The sequence below is a fragment of the Streptomyces sp. NBC_01352 genome (assembly GCF_036237295.1).
In the GTDB taxonomy this organism is placed as follows: Bacteria; Actinomycetota; Actinomycetes; order Streptomycetales; family Streptomycetaceae; genus Streptomyces; species Streptomyces plumbiresistens.
On the sequence record NZ_CP108354.1, the window covers coordinates 7,670,354 to 7,694,534 of the forward strand.

General features: G+C 71.8%; 2 protein-coding genes. Both read left to right on the top strand.

Translation table 11 applies throughout. The features are described from left to right. The first annotated feature begins 2 nt into the window (after positions 1-2). On the top strand, positions 3-17,006 hold the full coding sequence (locus OG252_RS35505) for a non-ribosomal peptide synthetase (RefSeq protein ID WP_329341307.1): 17,004 nt from the start codon (positions 3-5) through the stop codon (positions 17,004-17,006). After that, positions 17,003-24,181: a non-ribosomal peptide synthetase gene (locus OG252_RS35510; RefSeq protein ID WP_329341309.1), complete on the top strand. Its 7,179-nt coding sequence runs from the start codon at positions 17,003-17,005 to the stop codon at positions 24,179-24,181. The genes OG252_RS35505 and OG252_RS35510 overlap by 4 nt, the downstream gene beginning before the upstream one ends.

Here is a 24,181-nt window from a genome sequence, read left to right on the forward strand (position 1 = left end):
CCGTGAGCCGTAAGTCCCGCTCCATCGAGGACATCCTGCCCCTGTCGCCGCTGCAGGAAGGTCTCATCTTCCACAGCGTGTACGACGACCGCGGCGCAGACATCTACACCGTTCAGCTCGTCTTCGACGTCGACGGCCCCCTGGACTCCACCGCGCTGCACACGGCCGCCCGGACCCTGGTACAGCGCCACACCAACCTCCGCGCCGGGTTCCGGCAACGCACGTCCGGCGAGTGGGTCCAGGTGGTCCTGCGCGACGCCCCGCCGGACTGGACCGAGACGGACCTCTCCGCACTGCCCGAAGCCGACCGCGAGCGCGAGGCCGAGCGGATCGTCGTCGAGGACCGCGCCCGCCGCTTCGACGTGGGGCGGCCGCCGCTGCTGCGCTTCACCCTGCTGCGCCTCACCCCCGACCGGCACCGCCTCGCGCTCGCCGTGCACCACGCCGTCCTGGACGGCTGGTCCCTGCCCGTCGTGCTGCGCGAACTCCTCACCCTGTACGTCTCGGGCGGCGACGTGTCCGGCCTGCCCCGGATCCGCCCCTACCGCGACTACCTCGCCTGGCTCGCCGACCGCGACCGGGACGCCGCGCTCGCCGCGTGGCACCGGGTCTTCGAGGACTTCGAGGAGCCGGCCCGGATCGCCCCCGCCGCCCCCGGCCGCACCCCGGTCGTCCCGGACAAGATCGAGTTCGGACTGCCCGCCGACACCACCCGTCGGCTCACCGAGCGGGCCCGCGAACTCGGCGTCACACTCAACACCGTGGTCCAGGGCGCCTGGGGCCTCGTACTGTCCCGCCTGCTCGACCGCGACGACGTCGTGTTCGGCGTGACCGTTTCCGGCCGCCCCGCCGACCTGCCGGGCGTCGAGGACATGGTGGGCCTGTTCATCAACACCCTCCCCCTGAGGCTGCGGACGGACCCCGCGGAAACCGTCGGCGACCTGCTGCGGCGCCTCCAGCGCGAGCAGTCCGCACTCCTGGACCATCAGTACATCGGCCTCGCCGACCTCCAACGCGCCATCGGCAAGGGGGAGTTGTTCGACACCTCGATGGTCTTCGAGAACTACCCCCTCGACAGCGCCGGCCTCGACACCTCGGCCGACGAGAGCGACCTGCGCCTGGCCTCCGCCCAGAGCCGCTCCGCGATGCACTACACCTACGGCCTGGTCGCCCACCCCGGCACGGAACTCCGCTTCCGCCTGGACTTCCAGCCCGACCTCGTCGACCGGGAGTCGGCTGAGGGGTTGGCTGAGCGGTTGGTGCGGGTGCTGGGGGTGGTGGTTGCTGATCCGGGGGTGCGGGTTGGTGGTGTGGATGTGCTCTCTGATGCTGAGCGGGGTTTGGTGTTGGGGGAGTGGATCGATACGGGGCGGGAGGTGTCGGTTGTCGGGTTGCCGCAGTTGTTCGAGGCGCAGGTGGAGCGGACGCCGGATGCGGTGGCGGTTGATGGGCTGACGTATGCGCAGGTGAATGCGGGGGCGAATCGGCTGGCGCGGCTGTTGGTGGAGCGGGGCGTTGGTGCGGAGTCGCGGGTGGCGGTGGTGCTGCCTGCGTCGGCGGAGTTGGTGACGGTGTTGTTGGCGGTGGTGAAGGCGGGGGCGGCGTATGTGCCGGTGGACCCGGAGTATCCGGTGGAGCGGATCGCCTTCATCCTTCAGGACGCGGCGCCTGCGCTGGTGATCGACGAGGAGTGGCTGGCGCAGGCGGACACGAGTGGGCTGTCTGGCGAGAACTTGCCTGGGGTGGAGTTGTCGTGGCCGGTGTATGTGATTTATACGTCGGGGTCGACGGGGCGGCCGAAGGGTGTGGTGGTTGAGCACCGGTCGGTGGGGGCGTATCTGGTGCGGGCGCGGGAGGTGTATCCGCAGGCGGCGGGGGTGTCGTTGGTGCACTCGTCGTTCGCGTTCGATCTGACGGTGACGGCGTTGTGGTCGCCGCTGGTCAGTGGTGGCCGGATCGTGGTCGGTGAGCTCGACGAGAGCGTGTCCGGGGTCTCGTTCATGAAGGTCACGCCGTCTCACCTGGGGTTGTTGGAGGCGTTGCCGGAGTCGGCGTCGCCGTCGGGGACGTTGGTGATCGGTGGTGAGGCGTTGCGGGGTGAGGCGCTGGCCGCGTGGCGGCAGGCTCACCCGCAGGTGCAGGTGATCAATGCGTATGGTCCGACGGAGGCGACGGTCAACTGTGCCGAATACCGTCTCGAGCCGGGCGCGGAGACGCCGTCGGGTGCGGTGCCGATCGGCCGTCCGTTCGCCAACACCCGTACGTATGTGCTGGACGGGGCGTTGCGGCCGGTGCCGGTGGGCACGCCGGGCGAGTTGTATGTGGCGGGTGTGGTGCTGGCCCGCGGTTACCTCGACCGTCCTGGTCTGACGGCGGAGCGTTTCGTCGCCGACCCGTTCGGCACCCCGGGCACGCGGATGTATCGCACCGGGGACGTGGTCCGCTGGAACCGCGAGGGCCAGTTGGAGTACGTCGGCCGGGCGGACGACCAGGTCAAGATCCGCGGTTACCGCATCGAACTGGGTGAGGTGCAGTCCGCGTTGGCGGCGCATCCGCTCATCGCGCAGGCCGCGGTCATCGTCCGCGAGGACCGGACCGGGGACAAGCGGCTCGTGGCCTACGCGGTGCCCGAGGCCGGTGGCGAAGTCGATGTGAGGGCCGTGCGCGCCGCCCTGTCCGAGGCCCTGCCGGAGTACATGGTCCCGGCCGCTGTCGTGGTCCTGGACGCGTTGCCGCTGACCTCGCACGGCAAACTCGACCGCCGGGCGCTGCCCGCACCTGAGTACACGGTCAAGTCGCGTGAGCGGAGCCCGCGTTCGCCGCGCGAGGAGATCCTGTGCGGTCTGTTCGCCGAGGTGCTCGGATTGCAGCAGGTCGGTGTCGACGACAACTTCTTCGATCTGGGCGGTCACTCCCTGCTGGCCACGCGCCTGGCGAGCCGGACCCGTTCCGCGCTCGGCGTGGAACTGGCCGTGCGGCAGATCTTCAGCACTCCCACCGTCGCTGCGCTCGCCAAGGCGCTCGACACCGCGCACGAGGGCCGCGAGGCGGTCGTCCGCGCCGCCACCCGCCCGGACCGGGTGCCGCTGTCGTTCGCCCAGCGCGGACTCTGGTTCCTGCACCGGCTGGAGGGCCCGAGCCCGACGTACAACATGCCGGTGTCCTTGCGACTGACGGGCGCACTGGACCACGATGCCCTGCGGACGGCTCTTGGCGCGGTCGTCGCGCGGCACGAGTCCCTGCGGACGGTGTTCGGGGAGGATGCCGAGGGCGCCTTCCAGCAGGTGCTTCCGGTGGCGGAGGCCGTACCGGTCCTGGACGTCGTACCGACCGACGAGGCCGGGCTGCCCGCCGCCCTGGAGGAGGCCGCCCGGTACGGCTTCGACCTGACCGCCGAAATACCCGTGCGGGCCAGGCTGTTCGAACTCGGCCCGGAGCAGCACGTGCTGCTGGTGCTGGTGCATCACATCGTCGGTGACGGCTGGTCCATGCCGCTGCTCGCCCGCGATCTGACCACTGCCTACAGCGCGGGCACCACCGGCGCCGCCCCGCAGTGGCGGGAACTGCCGGTGCAGTATGCGGACTTCACGCTGTGGCAGCGGGAGACGCTCGGCTCCGAGGACGACCCCGACAGCTCGATCTCGCGGCAACTGGACTACTGGCAGCAGGCCTTGGCCGGACTTCCCGAGGAGTTGGAACTCCCCGCCGACCGGCCGCGGTCCGATGCCGTGACCTTCGAAGGCGGATCGCTCCCCTTCGAGATCCCTGCCGCCCTGCACGCGCGGCTCGTGGAGCTGGCCCGTGAGTGCCAGGCCAGCCCCTTCATGGTGGTGCAGGCCGCGCTGGCGACGCTGCTGTCGCGGCTGGGCGCCGGCACGGACATCCCGCTGGGCACCCCGATCGCGGGCCGTACCGACGACGCGGTGGAGGACCTGGTCGGCTTCTTCATCAACACGCTGGTGCTGCGCACCGACCTGTCCGGCAATCCGACCTTCCGGGAACTCGTCGCCCGGGTGCGCGAGACGGACCTGGCGGCGTACGCGCACCAGGACGTGCCGCTCGAGCGGCTGGTGGAGGTCCTCAACCCCGAGCGCCGCGCAGCCCGACACCCGCTTTTCCAGGTGCGCTTCGTCTTCAACAACCTCGACCAGCGGGCCGCGGCCGACGCCGTCCGGAGCCTGCCCGGCCTCACCGTCACACCCGAGCCGGTGGACCTTGGCGCGGCCAAGTTCGATCTGCTCTTCCGGTTCTCCGAGCAGCGCGAGACCGACGGCACGCCGGCCGGCATGCGCGGCGCGGTGGAGTTCAGCACGGCGCTGTTCGATGTGGTGAGTGCTGAGGGGTTGGTTGAGCGGTTGGTGCGGGTGTTGGGGGTGGTGGTTGCTGATCCGGGGGTGCGGGTTGGTGGTGTGGATGTGCTCTCTGATGCTGAGCGGGGTTTGGTGTTGGGGGAGTGGATCGATACGGGGCGGGAGGTGTCGGTTGCGGGGTTGCCGCAGTTGTTCGAGGCGCAGGTGGCCAGGACTCCGGATGCGGTGGCGGTTGATGGGCTGACGTATGCGCAGGTGAATGCGGGGGCGAATCGGCTCGCGCGGTTGCTGGTGGAAGCCGGGGTTGGTGCGGAGTCGCGGGTGGCCGTCGTGCTGCCGCCGTCGGCGGTGTTGGTGACGGTGTTGTTGGCGGTGGTGAAGGCGGGGGCGGCGTATGTGCCCGTCGATCCGGAGTATCCGGCGGAGCGGATCGCCTACATCCTTCAGGACTGTGCGCCCGCGTTGGTGATCGATGAGGCGTGGCTGGCGGCGGCGGACGGTTCCAGGTTTTCGGACGGCAATCTGCCTGGGGTGGAGTTGTCGTGGCCGGTGTATGTGATTTATACGTCGGGGTCGACGGGTCGGCCGAAGGGTGTGGTGGTTGAGCACCGGTCGGTGGCGGCGTATCTGGTGCGGGCGCGGGAGGTGTATCCGCAGGCGGCGGGGGTGTCGTTGGTGCACTCGTCGTTCGCGTTCGATCTGACGGTGACGGCGTTGTGGTCGCCGCTGGTCAGTGGTGGCCGGATCGTGGTCGGGGATCTGGACGAGAGCGTGTCCGGGGTTTCCTTCATGAAGGTCACGCCTTCTCACCTGGGGTTGTTGGAGGCGTTGCCGGAGTCGGCGTCGCCGTCGGGGACGTTGGTGATCGGTGGTGAGGCGTTGCGGGGTGAGGCGCTGGCCGCGTGGCGCCAAGCACATCCCCGCGTTGAGGTGATCAATGCGTATGGTCCGACGGAGGCGACGGTCAACTGTGCCGAATACCGTCTCGAGCCGGGCGCGGAGACGCCGTCGGGTGCGGTGCCGATCGGCCGTCCGTTCGCCAACACCCGTACGTATGTGCTGGACGGGGCGTTGCGGCCGGTGCCGGTGGGCACGCCGGGCGAGTTGTATGTGGCGGGTGTGGTGCTGGCCCGCGGTTACCTCGATCGTCCTGGTCTGACGGCGGAGCGTTTCGTCGCCGACCCGTTCGGCGCGTCCGGCACGCGGATGTATCGCACCGGGGATGTGGTGCGCTGGAACCGCGAGGGTCAGTTGGAGTACGTCGGTCGGGCGGACGACCAGGTCAAGATCCGCGGTTACCGCATCGAACTGGGTGAGGTGCAGTCGGCGTTGGCGGCGCATCCGCTCATCGCGCAGGCCGCGGTCATCGTCCGCGAGGACCGGCTGGTCGGCTATGCCGTTGCGCAGGACGGCACGACGACCGTGCTGGATCCGCAGTTGGTACGCAAGTCATTGGCCGAGTCGCTGCCCGACTACATGGTCCCGGCCGCGGTCGTCGTCGTAGACGCGCTGCCGCTGACCGCACACGGCAAACTCGACCGCAGCGCACTCCCCGACCCGGAGTACGCCACGGACACCTACTCCGACGCGGGTGCGAGCCTCGTGGTGCGGGCGCCGCGGGATCCGCGGGCGGAGATCTTGTGCGGGCTGTACGCGGACGTCCTCGGTGTGCCCGACGTCGGTGTCGACGACGACTTCTTCGAGCTCGGCGGGCACTCCCTGCTCGCCATCCGGCTGGTCAGTCGGGTGCGTGCCGCGCTCGGTTTCGAGCTGACCATCCGGCAGGCCTTCGAGGCCAGGTCCGTGAACAGCATGCTGAAGCTGCTGGACGGGGCGGGCGGCGCCCGGCAGGGTGTCAGAGCGCTGCCCCGGCCGGCCCGTGTGCCGGTCTCGTACGCACAGCGGCGACTGTGGTTCCTCAACAGGCTGGAGGGGCCCAGCCCGACGTACAACATGCCCGTCTCACTGCGGTTGACCGGCGACCTCGACCAGGAGGCGCTGTGTGCGGCCCTGGCCGACGTGGTGGGACGGCACGAATCGCTGCGGACGGTGTTCGGGGAGGATGCCGAGGGCCCGTACCAGCGGGTGCTTCCGGTGGCGGAGGCCGTACCGGTCCTGGACGTCGTACCGACCGACGAGGCCGGGCTGCCCGACGCGTTGGAGAAGGCCGCACGGTACGGCTTCGACCTCTCGGCGGAGCCGCCTCTGCGTGTGACGCTGTTCCGGGCAGGCGAGCGGGACCACGTGCTGCTGGTGCTCGTGCACCACATCTGCGGCGACGGCTGGTCCATGCCGCTGCTCGCCCGTGACCTCACCACCGCGTACGCGGCGCGCCGCGCGGGTGCGGTGCCGTCCTGGCAGCCACTGCCCGCGCAGTACGCGGACTACACCCTGTGGCAGCGCGAGGTGCTGGGCTCCGAGGACGACCCCGACAGCTCGATCGCGCGGCAACTCGCCTACTGGCGGGACCAACTGGCGGACCTGCCGGAGGAGTTGGAGCTGCCTGCCGACCGGCCGCGGCCGACTGTCTCCTCCCACGAGGGCGGGCGGGTGCCCTTCGACATCCCGGGGGACGTGTACGGCAAGGTCGTGGCCGTGGCCCGGGCCCATCAGGCGAGTCCGTTCATGGTGGTGCAGGCCGCACTGGCCGCTCTGCTGTCGCGGCTGGGCGCGGGCACCGACGTTCCACTGGGCACCCCGACCGCGGGCCGCACCGACAGCGCGCTCGAAGACCTCGTCGGCTTCTTCGTCAACACGCTGGTGCTGCGCACCGACACCTCGGGCGACCCCACGTTCGCGGAACTCGTCGGCCGGGTGCGCGGCACCGCCCTCGCCGCGTACGCGCACCAGGACGTGCCGTTCGAGCGGCTGGTGGAGGTCCTCAACCCCGAGCGTTCGATGGCCCGCCACCCCCTGTTCCAGACCATGCTCACCTGGAACGCGGCGGACCAGCACCAGACCTTCGACGCGTCCGCGCACCTCGACGGGCTGACGGTCACGCCGCTGCCCGCGGGCACGGGCATCGCCAAGTTCGACCTGCTGTTCGCCTTCGTCGAGCGGCCCGCCGACGACGGCGGTCAGGGCGGCGGACTCCAGGGCGTGCTGGAGTACAGCGCCGACCTCTACGACCGTGACGGCGCCACGACGCTCGCCGAGCGGTTCGTACGGCTGCTGCGTGCCCTGGTCGACGCACCCGGGGAAGCCATCGGGCGGGCCGGACTGCTCACCCCCGACGAGCGGGCACTCGTCCTCACTGAGTGGAACGACACCTCCGCCCCGGTGCCCGCGGCCTCTCTGGCGGAGCTCTTCGAGGCCCAGGTGGCCCGCACCCCGGACGCACCGGCCGTGCTCGACGGTGACCGCACCCTCGGCTACGCCGAGCTCAACGCACGGGCCAACCGGCTCGCCCGGTTGCTGGCCGGCCGGGGCATCGGCGCCGAGCGGTTCGTGGGCGTGCGGCTGCCGCGCTCCGCCGACCTGCTGGTCGTCCTGCTGGCGGTCCTGAAGACGGGCGCGGCCTACCTGCCCCTGGACCCTCAGCACCCGGCCGACCGCATCGCCGCGCTGATCGAGGACGCCGCACCGGCCCTGGTCGTCGACGAGGCCTGGCTCGCCGCGTCCGACACCTCCGGCCAAGGTGCGGGGAACCTGACGGATGCCGAGCGCGTCACGCCGCCGGCCCCCGAACACCCGGCATACGTGATCTACACCTCCGGCTCCACCGGCCGTCCCAAGGGCGTGGTCATGCCGGCCGGGGCGGTCGTCAACCTGCTGACCTGGCACGAGCGCGCCGTTCCGCCCGCCGACGGCGGAGTGACCGCGCAGTTCACCGCGGTCGGCTTCGACGTGTCGGTTCAGGAGACGCTCTCCGCGCTGTTGTCCGGCAACGCGCTGGCGACCTGCCCCGACGAGGTGCGCCACAGCCCCGACCGGCTGGCCGAGTGGCTTCAGCGGCACCGGGTCCGGGAGCTGTACGCCCCCAACCTGGTCGTCGACGCGCTCGCCGAGGCGGCCCGCCGGCAGGACCTGGACCTGCCGGACCTCGCCCATGTCGCCCAGGCCGGCGAGGCCCTCACCCTCGGTGGTGCCGTACGAGCCCTGTACGAGCGGCAGCCCGGCCGGCGTCTGCACAACCACTACGGGCCCACGGAGACGCACGTCGTCACCGCCTGGACCCTCCCCCCGGACGCCGGCGGATGGCCCGAGCAGGCACCCATCGGCCGGCCGGTCTCCAACATCCGTGTCTATGTGCTGGACGACGGTCTGCGGCCGGTGTCCGCCGGTGTGGCGGGCGAGTTGTACGTCGCCGGTGCCGGGCTCGCCCGCGGCTACCTGAACCGTCCCGGGCCGACCGCGGAACGGTTCGTGGCCTGTCCGTTCGGTGCGCCCGGCGAGCGCATGTACCGCACCGGCGACCGCGTCCGCTGGAACCGCGACGGCCTGCTGGAGTACCTGGGCCGCGCCGATGACCAGGTCAAACTGCGCGGCTTCCGGATCGAGCCGGGAGAGGTCGAGGCCGTGGTGTCGGCCCACACCTCAGTGGCCCGCTGCGCCGTCCTGGTCCGCGAGGACCGGCCGGGCGACAGGCGGCTGGTGGCGTACGTCGTGCCGACCGGTGCCCCCGACCCATCGGCCCTGCGGGCCCACGTCGCGACCGTGCTGCCGGACTACATGGTGCCGTCCGCATTCGTCGAACTGGACGCGCTGCCGCTCACCGCGAACGGCAAGCTGGACCGCCGCGCGCTGCCCGCCCCGCGCTACGCCTCCACCGGGCGCGGGCCCCGGTCCCCGCGCGAGGAGATCCTGTGCGGTCTGTTCGCCGAGGTACTGGGCGTGGAGCGGGTCGGCATCGACGACGGCTTCTTCGAGCTGGGCGGTCACTCGCTGCTGGCCACCCGGCTGGTCAACCGTGTCCGCAGCGCACTCGGCGTGGAACTGCCCGTGCGCCGGCTCTTCGAGACGCCTACGGTCGCCGGGCTCGGGGCGGCGATCGACGAGGCCGGGCACGGCGCCCGCGCCGGCGTCACGCGGGCGGCAGTCCGCCCGGACCGGGTGCCGCTGTCGTTCGCCCAGCGCCGGCTCTGGTTCCTGGACCGCTTCGAGGGGCCCAGCGCCACGTACAACATTCCCACCGCGCTGCGGCTGACCGGCGGCCTGGACCGGACCGCGCTCCAGGCCGCCCTGGCCGACGTGGTGGCGCGGCACGAGGCGCTGCGCACCGTCTTCGGCGAGGACGCCGAGGGGCCGTACCAGCGGGTGCTCCCCGTGCACCGGGCCCGGCCCGCGCTGGACGTGGCACCCGCCGACTCCTCCCGGCTGGACGCCGAGCTGCGCGCCGCGGCCCGGCAGACCTTCGACCTGGAGCGGGAACTCCCGTTCCGCGCCCGGCTCTTCGAGCTGGCGGAAGAAGATCACGTGCTGCTCCTGACGGTGCATCACATCGCGGGCGACGGCTGGTCGATGGGCCCGCTCTCGCGCGACCTGACGGCCGCCTACGCGGCCCGCTGCGCGGGTGCCGCCCCGGACTGGCGGGAACTGCCGGTGCAGTACGCGGACTTCACCCTCTGGCAGCGCCAGACGCTCGGCTCCGAGGACGACCCCGACAGCCCGCTGGCCGGACAGGTGGACTTCTGGCGCGAGGCGCTCACCGGGCTCCCGGAGGAGCTGGACCTGCCCAGGGACCGCACCCGGCCCGCCGTCCCCTCCTACCGGGGCGACGCCGTGGAGTTCGAGATTCCCGACCGGGTGCACGAACGGCTGGTGGCGCTGGCGCGGGAGAGCGGCGCGAGCGTGTTCATGGTGGTGCAGGCCGCGCTGGCCACGCTGTTGTCACGGCTGGGCGCGGGTCCGGACATCCCGATCGGTACGCCGATCGCGGGCCGTGGTGACGAGGCCGTGGAGGATCTGGTCGGGTTCTTCGTGAACACGCTGGTCCTGCGCACCGACCTGTCGGGCGACCCGACCTTCCGTGAACTCGTCGGCCGGACGCGGGAGTTCGACCTGGCCGCCTACACCCACCAGGACGTGCCCTTCGAGCGACTGGTGGAAGTCCTCAACCCCGAGCGCGCGACGGCCCGCCACCCTCTCTTCCAGACCATGCTCACCTGGAACGACGGCACCCTCCAGGGCGCCGACAACACGACCGCGGAGCCGCTGCCCGGCCTCACTGTGACGGGACACCCCGTCGGCACCGGCGTCGCCAAATTCGACCTCTCCTTCGCCCTGGAGGAGCGCACCGGAGACGGCGGCGGACTGCACGGAGCGCTCGGGTTCAGCACCGACCTCTACGACCGCGACTCGGCCGCCCGGATCGCGGAGCGGTTCGTCCGTGTCCTGGAGGCCGTCCTGGCCGCACCGGGCCTCCCGGTGAGCAGGGTCGACGTCATGGCGGACGCCGAGCGCGCCACGGTGCTCGACCGGTGGAACGACACGGCACGCGCCGTACCGGCCAAGGCCCTGCCGCAGTTGTTCGCGGTCCGCGCCGCCCGCGACCCCGAGGCCGTCGCCGTCGTCTGCGGCGACCGGGAACTGACGTACGCGGAGCTCAACGCGCGGGCCAACCGGCTCGCCCGGCTGCTCGTACGGTACGGCGCCGGTCCCGAGCAGCGGGTCGCCGTCCGGCTGCCGCGCTCGGCCGACCTGGTGGCCGTCCTTCTCGCCGTGCTGAAGTCCGGTGCCGCCTACGTGCCGCTCGACCCGGACTTCCCGGAAGAGCGCATCGCCTACATGATCGACGACGCGCGTCCCGTGCTCGTCGTCGACGAGGAGTGGCTCGCCGCGGCGGACCTCACCGGCCTCGACGGAAGCGACCTCCCACCAGTCCCGCTCGCATCCGCCGCCTACGTGATCTACACCTCGGGTTCCACAGGACGGCCCAAGGGTGTCGTCGTCGGACACGCGGCCCTGACCAACTTCCTGCACGCCCTGGGGGAGCGGTGCGCGCTCACACCGGGCGAGCGGCTGCTCGCGGTGACGACCGTCGGCTTCGACATCGCGGCGCTCGAACTGTACGTACCGCTGCTGGCCGGAGCCACCGTGGTGCTCGCCGGCCGGGACACGGTGCGCGATCCGCGGGCCCTGGCCGAGCTGATCGGCCGAGCCGGGATCTCGGTCGTGCAGGCGACCCCCAGCCTGTGGCACGCGATCGTGGACGAGCAGGCCTCCGTGCTCTCGGGCGTCAGGGTGCTCGTCGGAGGTGAGGCGCTGCCCGCCGACCTCGCCGCGTCCCTCACCCGGCACGCGGTCTCCGTGACCAACGTCTACGGCCCGACGGAGACCACGATCTGGTCCACCGCCGGAGCCGTCGGCACCGACAGCGCACGCCGGGGATCGATCGGACGGCCGATCGCCAACACCCGGGTCTACGTGCTCGACGCGGCCCTGCGTCCGGTACCCGCCGGAGTGGCCGGAGAGCTGTACATCGCCGGCGCGGGTCTGGCCCGCGGCTACCTGGACCGTCCGGGGCTGACCGCGGAGCGGTTCGTGGCCGACCCCTACGGCACCCCGGGCACCCGGATGTACCGCACCGGCGACCTGGTGCGCTGGTCGGCCGACGGAGAGCTGGAGTACCTCGGCCGTGTCGACCAGCAGGTCAAGGTGCGCGGTTACCGCATCGAACCCGGCGAGATCGAGGCCGTCCTGCTCGCGCACGAGTCCGTGACGCGCGCCGCGGTCCTGGTCCGGGAGGACACCCCCGGGGACAAGCGACTGGTCGCCTATGTGACCGGCACCGCCGGCCCGGCGGAGCTCCGTGAGCACGCGGCCCGTCAACTGCCGGAGTACATGGTGCCGTCGGCGTTCGTGCCCCTGGACGCGCTGCCACTGACCCCCAACGGCAAGCTCGACCGCAAGGCCCTGCCCGCCCCCGACAGCACGGCACGCCCCACGGGCAGGGCACCGCGTTCGCCGCGCGAGGAGATCCTGTGCGGGCTGTTCGCCGAGGTACTCGGCGTGCCCGAGGTGAGCGTCGACGACGGCTTCTTCGACCTGGGCGGCCACTCGCTGCTCGCCACCCGGCTGGTGAGCCGCATCCGCGCGACGCTCGACGCCGAACTGTCCGTGCGGCAACTGTTCGAACACCCCACCGTGGCGCGACTCGGCGCCGTCCTCGACACGGCGTCCGGGCCGCTCCGCCGGCCGCTGACCAGGACCGGGCGGCCGGCCCGGATCCCGCTCTCCTACGCCCAACAGCGGCTGTGGTTCCTGAACCGGCTGGAAGGCCCCAGCCCCACCTACAACATGCCGACCGCGCTGCGCCTCGACGGCACGCTGGACCGGGCCGCGCTGACCGAGGCGCTGCACGACCTCGTGGCCCGCCACGAGTCGCTGCGTACCCTCTTCGCCGAGGACACCCAGGGCGCCCACCAGGTCGTCCTGCCGTCCGAGGCGGCCCGCCCGGAGCTGCACACCACGCAGACGGACGACGACAGCCTCACGGACGACCTGCTCACGGCGGCCCGCTACGCCTTCGACCTCGCCACCGAACTCCCGCTGCGCACCTGGCTGTTCGAGCTCGCTCCGGAGCGGCACGTGCTACTGGTGCTGGTCCATCACATCGCGGGCGACGGGTGGTCGACGGGCCCGCTGGCCCGGGACCTGACCGCCGCCTACGCGGCCCGCCGCGCGGGTGTCGCCCCACAGTGGCGGGAACTGCCGGTGCAGTACGCGGACTTCACGCTGTGGCAGCGGGAGACGCTCGGCTCCGAGGACGACCCCGACAGCGCCATCGCACGTCAGATCGCCTTCTGGCGGGAGTCGCTGGCCGGGCTTCCGGAGGAACTGGCCCTTCCCACGGACCGTCCACGCCCCGCCGTCGCCTCGCAGCGAGGCGGCCGGGTCGCCTTTACCGTCCCTCGGGAGGTGCACGAGCGGCTGGTCGCGCTGGCGCGGGAGAGCGACGCGAGCGTGTTCATGGTGGTGCAGGCGGCGCTGGCGACGCTGCTGTCGCGGCTGGGCGCGGGCACGGACATCCCGCTGGGCACCCCGATCGCGGGCCGCACCGACGACGCCGTGGAGGACCTGATCGGGTTCTTCGTGAACACGCTGGTGCTGCGCACCGACCTGTCGGGCGACCCGACCTTCCGTGAACTCCTCGGCCAGGTACGCGAGTTCGATCTGGCCGCGTACGCGCACCAGGACGTGCCCTTCGAGCGGCTGGTGGAGGTCCTCAACCCCGAGCGCTCGATGACCCGCCACCCCCTCTTCCAGACCATGCTCACCTGGAACAACCTCGACCAGCGGGCCGCCGCCGACGCAGTCCAGAGCCTGTCCGGCCTCACCGTGCGACAGCAGCCGCTGCCGACCGGCGCGGCCAAGTTCGACCTCCTCTTCCGCATGGTGGAACAGCACACCCCGGACGCACGTCCCGACGGCATCGCGGGTGTCCTCGAATTCAGCATGGATCTGTTCGATGTGGTGAGTGCTGAGGGGTTGGTTGAGCGGTTGGTGCGGGTGTTGGGGGTGGTGGTTGCTGATCCGGGGGTGCGGGTTGGTGGTGTGGATGTGCTCTCTGATGCTGAGCGGGGTTTGGTGTTGGGGGAGTGGATCGATACGGGGCGGGAGGTGTCGGTTGTCGGGTTGCCGCAGTTGTTCGAGGCGCAGGTGGAGCGGACGCCGGATGCGGTGGCGGTTGATGGGCTGACGTATGCGCAGGTGAATGCGGGGGCGAATCGGCTGGCGCGGCTGTTGGTGGAGCGGGGCGTTGGTGCGGAGTCGCGGGTGGCGGTGGTGCTGCCGCCATCGGCGGAGTTGGTGACGGTGTTGTTGGCGGTGGTGAAGGCGGGGGCGGCGTATGTGCCGGTGGACCCGGAGTATCCGGTGGAGCGGATCGCCTTCATCCTTCAGGACGCGGCGCCTGCGCTGGTGATCGACGAGGAGTGGCTGGCGCAGGCGGACACGAGTGGGCTGTCTGATGAGAACTTGCCTGCGGTGGAGTTGTCGTGGCCGGTGTATGTGATTTATACGTCGGGGTCGACGGGGCGGCCGAAGGGTGTGGTGGTTGAGCACCGGTCGGTGGGGGCGTATCTGGTGCGGGCGCGGGAGGTGTATCCGCAGGCGGCGGGGGTGTCGTTGGTGCACTCGTCGTTCGCGTTCGATCTGACCGTGACTGCTTTGTGGTCGCCGCTGGTCAGTGGTGGCCGGATCGTCGTCGGTGAGCTCGACGAGAGCGTGTCCGGGGTCTCGTTCATGAAGGTCACGCCGTCTCACCTGGGGTTGTTGGAGGCGTTGCCGGAGTCGGCGTCGCCGTCGGGGACGTTGGTGATCGGTGGTGAGGCGTTGCGCGGGGAGGCGCTGGCCGCGTGGCGCCAAGCCCATCCCGGTGTTGAGGTGATCAATGCGTATGGTCCGACGGAGGCGACGGTCAACTGTGCCGAATACCGTCTCGAGCCGGGCGCGGAGACGCCGTCGGGTGCGGTGCCGATCGGCCGTCCGTTCGCCAACACCCGTACCTATGTGCTGGATGGGGCGTTGCGGCCGGTGCCGGTGGGCACACCGGGCGAGCTGTATGTGGCCGGGGTCGTGCTGGCCCGCGGATATCTGGACCGTCCCGGTCTGACGGCGGAGCGTTTCGTCGCCGACCCGTTCGGCACCCCGGGCACGCGGATGTATCGCACCGGGGATGTGGTCCGCTGGAACCGCGAGGGCCAGTTGGAGTACGTCGGTCGGGCGGACGACCAGGTCAAGATCCGCGGTTACCGCATCGAACTGGGTGAGGTGCAGTCCGCGTTGGCGGCGCATCCGCTCATCGCGCAGGCCGCCGTCATCGTCCGCGAGGACCGTCTGGTCGGCTATGCCGTTGCGCAGGACGGCACGACGACCGTGCTGGATCCGCAGCTGGTACGCAAGTCGCTCGCCGAGTCGCTGCCCGACTACATGGTCCCGGCCGCGGTCGTCGTCGTAGACGCGCTGCCGCTGACCGCACACGGCAAACTCGACCGCACCGCACTCCCCGACCCGGAGTACACGGCAGGCGCCGGGTCCCGTGGGCCGGCCACGGTCAAGGAAGAACTGCTGTGCGGGCTGTACGCGGATGTCCTCGGCGTGCCCGACGTCGGTGTCGACGACAGCTTCTTCGACCTGGGCGGCGACAGCATCATGTCGATCCAGTTGGTGAGCGCGGCACGCCGGGCCGGACTGCGGTTCTCGCCCCGGGACGTCTTCGAGTGCAAGACGGTGGCCCGCCTCGCCGAGGTCGCCCAGGCCGCCGACGCAGCCGCTCCGGCGGCACCGGACGACGGGGTGGGCGAGGTCCCGCTGACGCCGATCATGAAGGAACTTGCCTCACGCGGCGGCCCGTTCGCGGAGTTCAACCAGTCCACCGTCGTCCAGGTGCCGGCCGCGTTGACCTGCGAGACCCTGACGCGGGCGCTGCAGGCGGTGCTCGACCACCACGACGCCCTGCGGCTGCGGCTCACCGCGGTGGACGGCGACGACTGGTCGCTGGAGGTGACCGCGCCCGGCTCGGTGAGCGCCGGCGACCGTGTCGAGCGGATCGAGGCGGCGGGACTCGACGACGAGGAGCTGCGCACGCTGATGGCCCAGCAGGGGGCACGGGCCCGGACCCGCCTGGCACCACGGGACGGAGTCATGGTGCAGGCGGTCTGGTTCGACCGGGGACGGGACATGCCGGGGCAACTGCTGCTCGTCCTGCACCACTTGGTGGTCGACGGGGTGTCCCTGCGCATCCTCGTCCCGGATCTCGCACAGGCCTGGCGGGACGTGGCGGCCGGCCGGGAAGCGGTACTCGAACCGGTGGGCACCTCACTGCGCCGCTGGGCCCGGCACCTGCAGGAGCTGGCCCACGAGCCGCAGACCACGGCCGAGCTGAGCCACTGGACACAGGTGCTCCGGCATGCCGACGCGCCGCTGGGCGGGCGCCCGCTGGACCCGGTGCGCGACACCGTCGGCACGACCGGTCACCTCACCCAGGAGCTGCCGTCGGACGTGACCGAGTCCCTGCTCACGACGGTGCCGGCCGCTTTCCACGCCGAGATCAACGACGTACTGCTCACCGCCTTCGCGTCGGCGGTCCGGGAGTGGCGGGCCACCGCGGCGGAACACGGCGTGCTGGTGGAGTTGGAGGCCCACGGCCGGGCGGAGGAGGCGCTGCCGGGAGCCGATCTCACCCGTACCGTCGGCTGGTTCACCAGCACCTACCCGGTCCGGCTCGACACGGCCGCGGCCGTCGACGAGGGTGCGGCGCTGAAGCGGGTGAAGGAGCAGCTGCGGGCGGTGCCCGGCAAGGGGCTCGGCCATGGACTGCTGCGCCGGCTCAACTCCAAGACGGCGGACCTCCTCGCGCCGCTCGCCCGCCCCCAGATCAAGTTCAACTATCTGGGCCGGTTCACCTCCCGGGACCAGGCGGCGGCCGACTGGGCGACGGCGCCCGGTACCGCCGGCATCGGCGGCGGCCGGGACACCGGAATGCCGTTGACCCATGCCGTCGAACTGAACGCCATCACCCGGGACGGCGCGGAGGGTCCGGAACTCCTCGCCGCCTGGACCTGGGCCCAGGGGCTGCTCACCGAGCAGGAGGTACGGGAGCTGGCCCAGGCGTGGTTCCGGGCGCTGCGCGCGCTCGCCGACCACGCGGCCGAAGGGACGGCGGGCGGGTTCACCCCGTCCGACGTGCCGCTGGCCCTGTTGAACCAGAGCGACATCGAACAGCTCGAAGCCGAGTGGAGGACGTCGGAATGAAGCGGTCCGCGTTGGAGGACATACTGCCGCTGTCTCCGTTGCAGGAGGGGCTGCTGTTCCACAACGTCTTCGACGAGAAGGCGCTGGACATCTACACGGTCCAGATGGTTCTGGACCTCGAAGGGGCGCTGGACGCCAAGGCGTTGCGGACCGCGGCCGCGGCACTGCTGGCCCGGCACGCCAACCTGCGCACGGCGCTGCGTCACGAGGGCCTGAGCCGGCCTGTGCAGATCGTGCTGAAGGACGTACCCCTGGCATGGCAGGAAGTGGACCTGAGCGGGCTGCCGCAGGACGAGCGGGAACGCGAGGCACGCCGGGTGCTCGACGCGGACCGCGCCCGCCGCTTCGACCTGGCCGAGCCTCCGCTCGTGCGGTTCATCCTGCTCCGGTACGGTCCGGACCGGCACCGGTTCGTGCTGACCAACCACCATGTGCTGTGGGACGGCTGGTCGCGTCCGGTGCTGCTGCGGGAACTGCTGGCCCTGTACCTGAACGGCGGTGACGTCTCGCAGCTGCCGCGGGTCCGCCCGTACCGCGACTACCTGGGCTGGCTCGCCGGACGTGACCGTTCGGCGGGCGAGCGGGCCTGGCAGGAGGCGCTCGCCGGGCTCCAGGAGCCGTTCCGGGTGGCGTCCGCCGCCTCCGGGCGGGTGCCCGTGGTCCCCGGCCAGGTCGAGATGGCACTCACTCCGCTGGAGACGGCGCGGCTGACCGAGCGGGCCCGCGAACTCGGCGTGACACTCAACACCGTGGCCCAGGCGGCGTGGGCGATCGTGCTGTCCCGGCTGGTGGGCCGCACCGACGTGGTGTTCGGCGTGACGGTCTCCGGCCGGCCGCCGGAGCTGGACGGCGTCGAGAACATGGTCGGCCTGTTCATCAACACCCTTCCGCTGCGCCTGAGGCTGGACCCGGCGGAGCCGCTCGCCGAGCTGCTGGACCGGCTCCAGACGGAGCAGGCCCGGCTCCTCGACCACCAGTACCTCGGTCTGACCCGGATCCAGGAACTCGCGGGCGTGGGCGAGCTGTTCGACTCGGCGCTCGTCTTCGAGAACTATCCGCTGGACCCGGCGAGCGCCCCGGCGGCACAGGCGTCGGCGCCGCGCCACGGAGTGCGGGTGACGGGCGTCGAGACCCAGGACGGCATGCACTATCCGCTGGGCCTGATCGTCAAGCCGGGCAGCCGGCTCCGGTTCCGCGTCGACTTCCGTCCCGACGTGTTCACCGAGGAGGCCGCCACGGCCGTCGGCGAGCGGCTGCGCCGGGTCCTGACCGCCGTACTGGACGACCCGCGCAGCCCCGTCGGCACGCTCGACGTGCTGTCGGCCGATGAGCGGCGCCGCGTCCTGGAGGAGTGGAACGACACGGCCCGCGAGGTCCGCGAGGCCGATGTGGTCACCCTGTTCCAGGAGCAGGCGGCCCGTACCCCTGACGCCGAGGCGGTGGTGAGCGGAGCGGAGCGCCTGACCTACGCCGAGCTGAACGCGCGCGCGAACCGGCTGGCGCGGCTGCTCGTCGCCCGGGGCGCGGCGCCCGAACGGTTCGTGGCCCTGGCACTGCCGCGCACCGTGGAGGCGGCGGTCGGCCTGCTGGCCGTGCTCAAGACCGGGGCGGCCTACCTGCCGCTGGACCCGGGATACCCCGCCGACCGCATCGCCTACATGCTGGACAGCGCCGACCCGGCCCTGCTGGTCACCACGCGAGAGCTCGCCCCGGCGCTGCCCGGGCACACCGCGCCGAGGATCGTCCTCGACGACTCCGACCTCACGCCGTACTCCGGTACGGACCTGGACGACGCCGACCGCGCGCTGCCGCTGTCCCTCACCAACCCCGCCTACGTCGTGTTCACCTCGGGCTCGACCGGCCGCCCCAAGGGTGTCGTCATCGAACACCGCTCGCTGGGCGCCTATCTGGTACGGGCCAGGGAGGCCTACCCGACCGCCTCCGGCACCACGCTGCTGCACTCGCCCATCTCGTTCGACCTGACGGTGACCGGCCTGTACACCCCGCTGGTGAGCGGCGGCCGGGTGCACATCGCGGAACTCACCGAGGACGCCGCCGCCGGTCCGCGCGCCACCTTCCTCAAGGGGACCCCCAGCGTCCTCGCGCTCCTCGACGAGCTGCCGGACGAGGTGTCGCCCACCCGGACGCTGATGCTCGGCGGCGAACTACTGGTGGGCGAGACCCTGGACCGCTGGCGGGCCAGGCACCCGGACGCCACCGTCTTCAATGTGTACGGCGCCACGGAAGCCACCGTGAACAGCGTCGAGAACCCCATCGCGCCCGGCGCGAAGGTGCCCGCCGGGGCCATCCCGGTGGGCCGTCCCTTCTGGAACACCAAGATCCACGTCCTCGACGCCGGACTCCAGCCGGCCCCGCCCGGCACCGCGGGCGAGGTGTACATCGCCGGCACCGGGCTCGCCCGTGGCTACCTCGGGCGGCAGGACCTGACCGCTGAGCGCTTCGTGGCCTGCCCCTACGGTGCGCCAGGTGAGCGCATGTACCGCACCGGCGACCTGGCCCGCTGGAACGAGGCGGGCGAGCTGGAGTTCGTGGGCCGGGTCGACGGGCAGGTCAAGATCCGGGGCTACCGCATCGAGCTCGGGGAGATCGAGTCCGTGCTCTTGGGCCACCCGGAGGTGGCGCGCGCCGCCGTGGTGGTGCGCGAGGACGTGCCCGGCGACCGGCGGCTCGTCGCCTACGTCGTCCCCGACCAGGGCGCCGTGCCCGCGCCGGCCGGCGTGCGCGAGCGTGCCGCGGCCACGCTGCCGGAGTACATGGTGCCGGACGCGGTGATCGTGCTCGACGCCCTGCCCCTCACCCCGAACGGCAAGCTGGACCGCCGGGCCCTGCCCGCCCCCGAGTACGAGACCGCTCCCGGCGGGCGCGCGCCCCGTTCACCGCGCGAGGAGATCCTCTGCTCGCTCTTCGCCGAGGTGCTGCGCCGGCCGGCGGTCGGCATCGACGACGACTTCTTCGACCTGGGTGGCCACTCGCTGCTCGCAACGCGTCTGGTGAGCCGTATCCGCGCCACGCTCGACGTCGAACTGTCGGTGCGTCAGCTGTTCGACACACCCACCGTGGCGGGTGTCGCGGAAGCCCTGGACACCGGTGGCGGAGCCCGCCGCGCCGTGACCCGGCCGGCGGTGCGTCCGGCCCGGCTGCCGCTGTCGTACGCGCAGTCACGGCTGTGGTTCCTGCACCGCATGGAGGGACCCAGCCCCACCTACAACATCCCGGTCTCGCGCCGCTTCCACGGCCCTCTGGACGAGGCCGCGCTGCGGCAGGCCCTCGACGACGTCGTGGCCCGCCACGAGTCGCTGCGGACCGTGTTCGCCGAGGACCCCGACAGCCCGGAGGGCGCCCACCAGATCGTGCGCGAACCGGGCGAGGCCCCGGTGCCGTTCACCACCGTCGTCACCGACGAGGACCGGCTGCCGGACGAACTGCGCGCCGCGGCCCGGTACGGCTTCGACCTGGCGCGCGAACTGCCGGTGCGCGCCACCCTGTTCGAGCTCGGCCCCGAGGACCACGTGCTGCTCCTGCTGGTGCACCACATCGCCAGCGACGCCTGGTCGAGGCGACCGCTCGGCAGGGACCTCGCCACCGCCTACGCCGCCCGCTGTGCGGGCGGCGCCCCGCAGTGGCGCGAACCGGCCGTACAGTACGCCGACTACACGCTGTGGCAGCGCGAGACGCTCGGCTCCGAAGAGGACCCCGACAGCCTCATCTCGCGTCAGCTCGCCCACTGGCGGGAGGCGCTCGCGGGACTGCCCGAGGAACTCGACCTGCCCGCCGACCGGCCGCGGCCCGCGGTGTCCAGTCAGACCGGCGCCCGCATCGGCTTCCAGGTGCCGCCGGACCTCCATGCCGGCCTGGTCGAGCTTGCCCGGAAGAACCGGGCGACCGTCTTCATGGTCGTCCAGGCCGCGCTGGCCGTGACCCTGTCCCGGACGGGTGCGGGCGACGACATCCCGATCGGCACCCCGATCGCCGGACGCACCGACGACGCCCTCGAGGACCTGGTCGGCTTCTTCGTCAACACTCTCGTCCTGCGCACCGACACCTCCGGCGACCCGACCTTCGAGGAGCTGGTGCGCCGGGTCCGCGAGAACTCCCTTGCCGCGTACGCCCACCAGGACGTGCCGTTCGAGCGGCTCGTGGAACTGCTCAACCCCGTCCGGTCGATGGCCCGCCACCCCCTGTTCCAGGTGATGCTGGCGTTCAACAACACCGACCAGCAGGCCGCCCACGAGGCCATCGAGCAACTGCCCGGCCTCAAGGTCACCGGCCAGGCCGTCGGCTCCGCGGTCTCCCGCTTCGACCTGCTCTTCGCCTTCGCCGACCTGCACGACGGCGAGGGCAGGCCAGGTGGCCTCAACGCCGTCCTGGAGTACAGCGCAGACCTGTTCGACGCCGCGACCGCCGAGGCACTCGCCGAACGCTTCGTACGGGTGCTGCGCGCGCTGGCCGAAGCGCCCGGGCAGCCGATCGGCGGCGTCGAGGTCCTGACCCCCGACGAGCGCGCACGGCTGCTCGCCCGCCCCGGTGCGCGGGAACTGCCGCGCGCGAGCCTCACCGAGCGGTTCGAGGAGCAGGTGCGCCGCACCCCGACGGCCGTGGCCGTGCAGGACGGGCCACGGGTCCTGACGTACGCACAACTCGACGAGGCCGCGAATCGGCTCGCCGGGCTGCTGGCCCGGGAAGGCGCCGGTCCCGAGCGTCTGGTGGGACTGGCCCTGCGCCGCTCGGCCGACCTCGTCGTGGCGTTGCTCGCCGTGCTCAAGACCGGCGCCGGCTACCTGCCGCTCGACCCGGAGTACCCGGCGCAGCGACTCGCCCACATGACCGGGGACGCACGACCGGTTCTCGTGCTGACGACGGAGGAGGTCGCCGCACGGCTGCCCGGTGAGGTGGGGCCACTGCTGCTCCTCGACGCGCCCGGCACCGTCCGGGACCTGGCCGCGCAGCCCACGGCACCGCCGCACACCGGGCCGCTGTCGTCGCACCGCCCGGTGTACGCGATCTACACCTCGGGATCGACGGGCCGCCCCAAGGGTGTCGTCATGCCGGCCCGGGCCATGGACAACCTGGTCTCCTGGCACCAGGAGGCCATGCCCCCGCGCCGGCCCGGCGCGGCCGTCGCCCAGTTCGCGGCGATCAGCTTCGACGTGTCGGTGCACGAGATCCTCTCCGCGCTGCTCGGCGGGAAGCGTCTCGTGCCCTGCCCGGAGGACGTCCGACGCGATCCCAAGCGTCTGGTGCGCTGGCTGGCGGAGCACGGCATCGAGCAACTGCACGCGCCCAACCTGGTCGTAGAGGCGCTCGCCGAGGCGGCCGCCGAACTCGGCGCGGCGCTGCCCCGCCTGACCGACGTCGCCCAGGCCGGCGATGCGCTCAACCTCACCCCGACCGTGCGCAGGTTCTTCGCCGGGCGGCCGGGCCTGCGGCTGCACAATCACTACGGCCCCAGCGAGACGCACGCGGCGACCGGCGCCACCCTGCCCGCCGACCCGGCCGACTGGCCCGCCACCGCCCCGATCGGCACGGCGATCGACAACACCGGCCTGTACGTGCTCGACGACCGCCTGCGACCGGTACCCCCGGGTGTGGCCGGCGAGCTCTATGTGTCCGGCGCCGGCCTGGCCCGCGGCTACCTGGGCCGTCCGGGGCTGACCGCGGAGCGCTTCGTCGCCTGCCCCTTCGAACCGGGCGAGCGCATGTACCGGAGCGGTGACCGCGTGCGGCTGCGTACCGATGGGCAACTGGAGTTCCTGGGCCGCGCCGACCACCAGATCAAACTGCGCGGCTTCCGTATCGAACCCGGCGAGGTGGAAGCGGCACTCGTCGCGCACCCGGCCGTCGCCCAGGCCGCCGTCGTACTGCGCGAGGACCGGCCCGGAGACCGGCGCCTGGTGGCGTACGCGGTGCCCGCAGGGGAACTGCCCGGCACTGCCGAACTCCGCGTTCACCTCGGCGAACGGCTGCCGGACTACATGATCCCCGCCGTCTTCATGGCCGTGGACGAACTGCCGCTCACCGCGAACGGGAAGCTCGACCGGCGTGCCCTGCCCGTCCCGGACTATGCGGCGCGGTCCGGCCGTGGGCCGAACGGGCCCCGCGAGGAAGTGCTGTGCGCCCTGTTCGCCGAGGTGCTCAAGCTGCCCGACGTGGGTGTCGACGACGACTTCTTCGCCCTCGGCGGGCACTCACTGCTGGTGGCCCGGCTGCTCGGCCGGATCCGGACCGTCCTCGGCGCCGAACTGTCCATCCGGAGCCTGTTCGAGGCCCCGACCGTCGCGCGCCTCGCCGAGGAACTCGACCGGGGCACCCGCCACGATCCGTTCGCCGAACTGCTCCCCCTGCGTGAACGTGGCACGGACACCCCGCTGTTCTGCGTCCACCCGGCCGCCGGCCTCGGCTGGTGCTACGCCGGACTGCTCGCCCACCTCGATCCGGACACCCCGGTGTACGCGCTGCAGGCCCAAGGGATCAGGGACCGTGACGCCCCACTGCCCGGCGACCTGACGGAGATGGCGGACCGGTACGCCGACCTGATCCGCTCCGTCCGGCCCGAGGGGCCGTACCGCGTCCTTGGCTGGTCGTTCGGTGGCCCGGTCGCCCAGGCCGTCGCCACCCGGCTCCAGGCGCTGGGCGCCGAGGTGGAGCTGCTGTGTCTGGTGGACGCCTACCCGTCGAGCAGGCGTGGCCAGGACGCCGCCCAACGTGCCGAGGCGGAGATCGTCGCGAACAGCCTGCGGGCCATCGGATTCGACTTCGAGATGGGCGAGCTGACCGACGACCGCTTCCCCGTGGAGCGTTACCGGGAATTCCTCCGGCGTGAGAACAGGGCGCTCGCCGAGTTGACGGCGGACGAGGTCGTCGCGGTGAAGAACGTGTACGTGAACAACGTACGGATGATGCCCCGTCACGAACCCGAAGTCTTCCGCGGAGATGTGCTGTTCTTCACAGCGACCCGGGTTTCCGAGGAAACCAGGAATCGTCGTGACGTCACTGCCTGGAATCCCTATACGGAAGGGCGGTTGGAAAACTACGATGTGGATGCCGAGCATGAGGAATTGCTGACCGAGCCGGCACCCACCGCCCGGATAGGGCGAGTTGTCGCTGAGAAACTGAACGAGCTGCGGACGAAGTCCGCACCTGTACAGGGGGTCTGA

Bases quoted from the DNA above. Each gene is read 5' to 3' on its own strand.
- OG252_RS35510 (WP_329341309.1), top strand. From the start codon at position 17,003: ATGAAGCGGTCCGCGTTGGAGGACATACTGCCGCTGTCTCCGTTGCAG.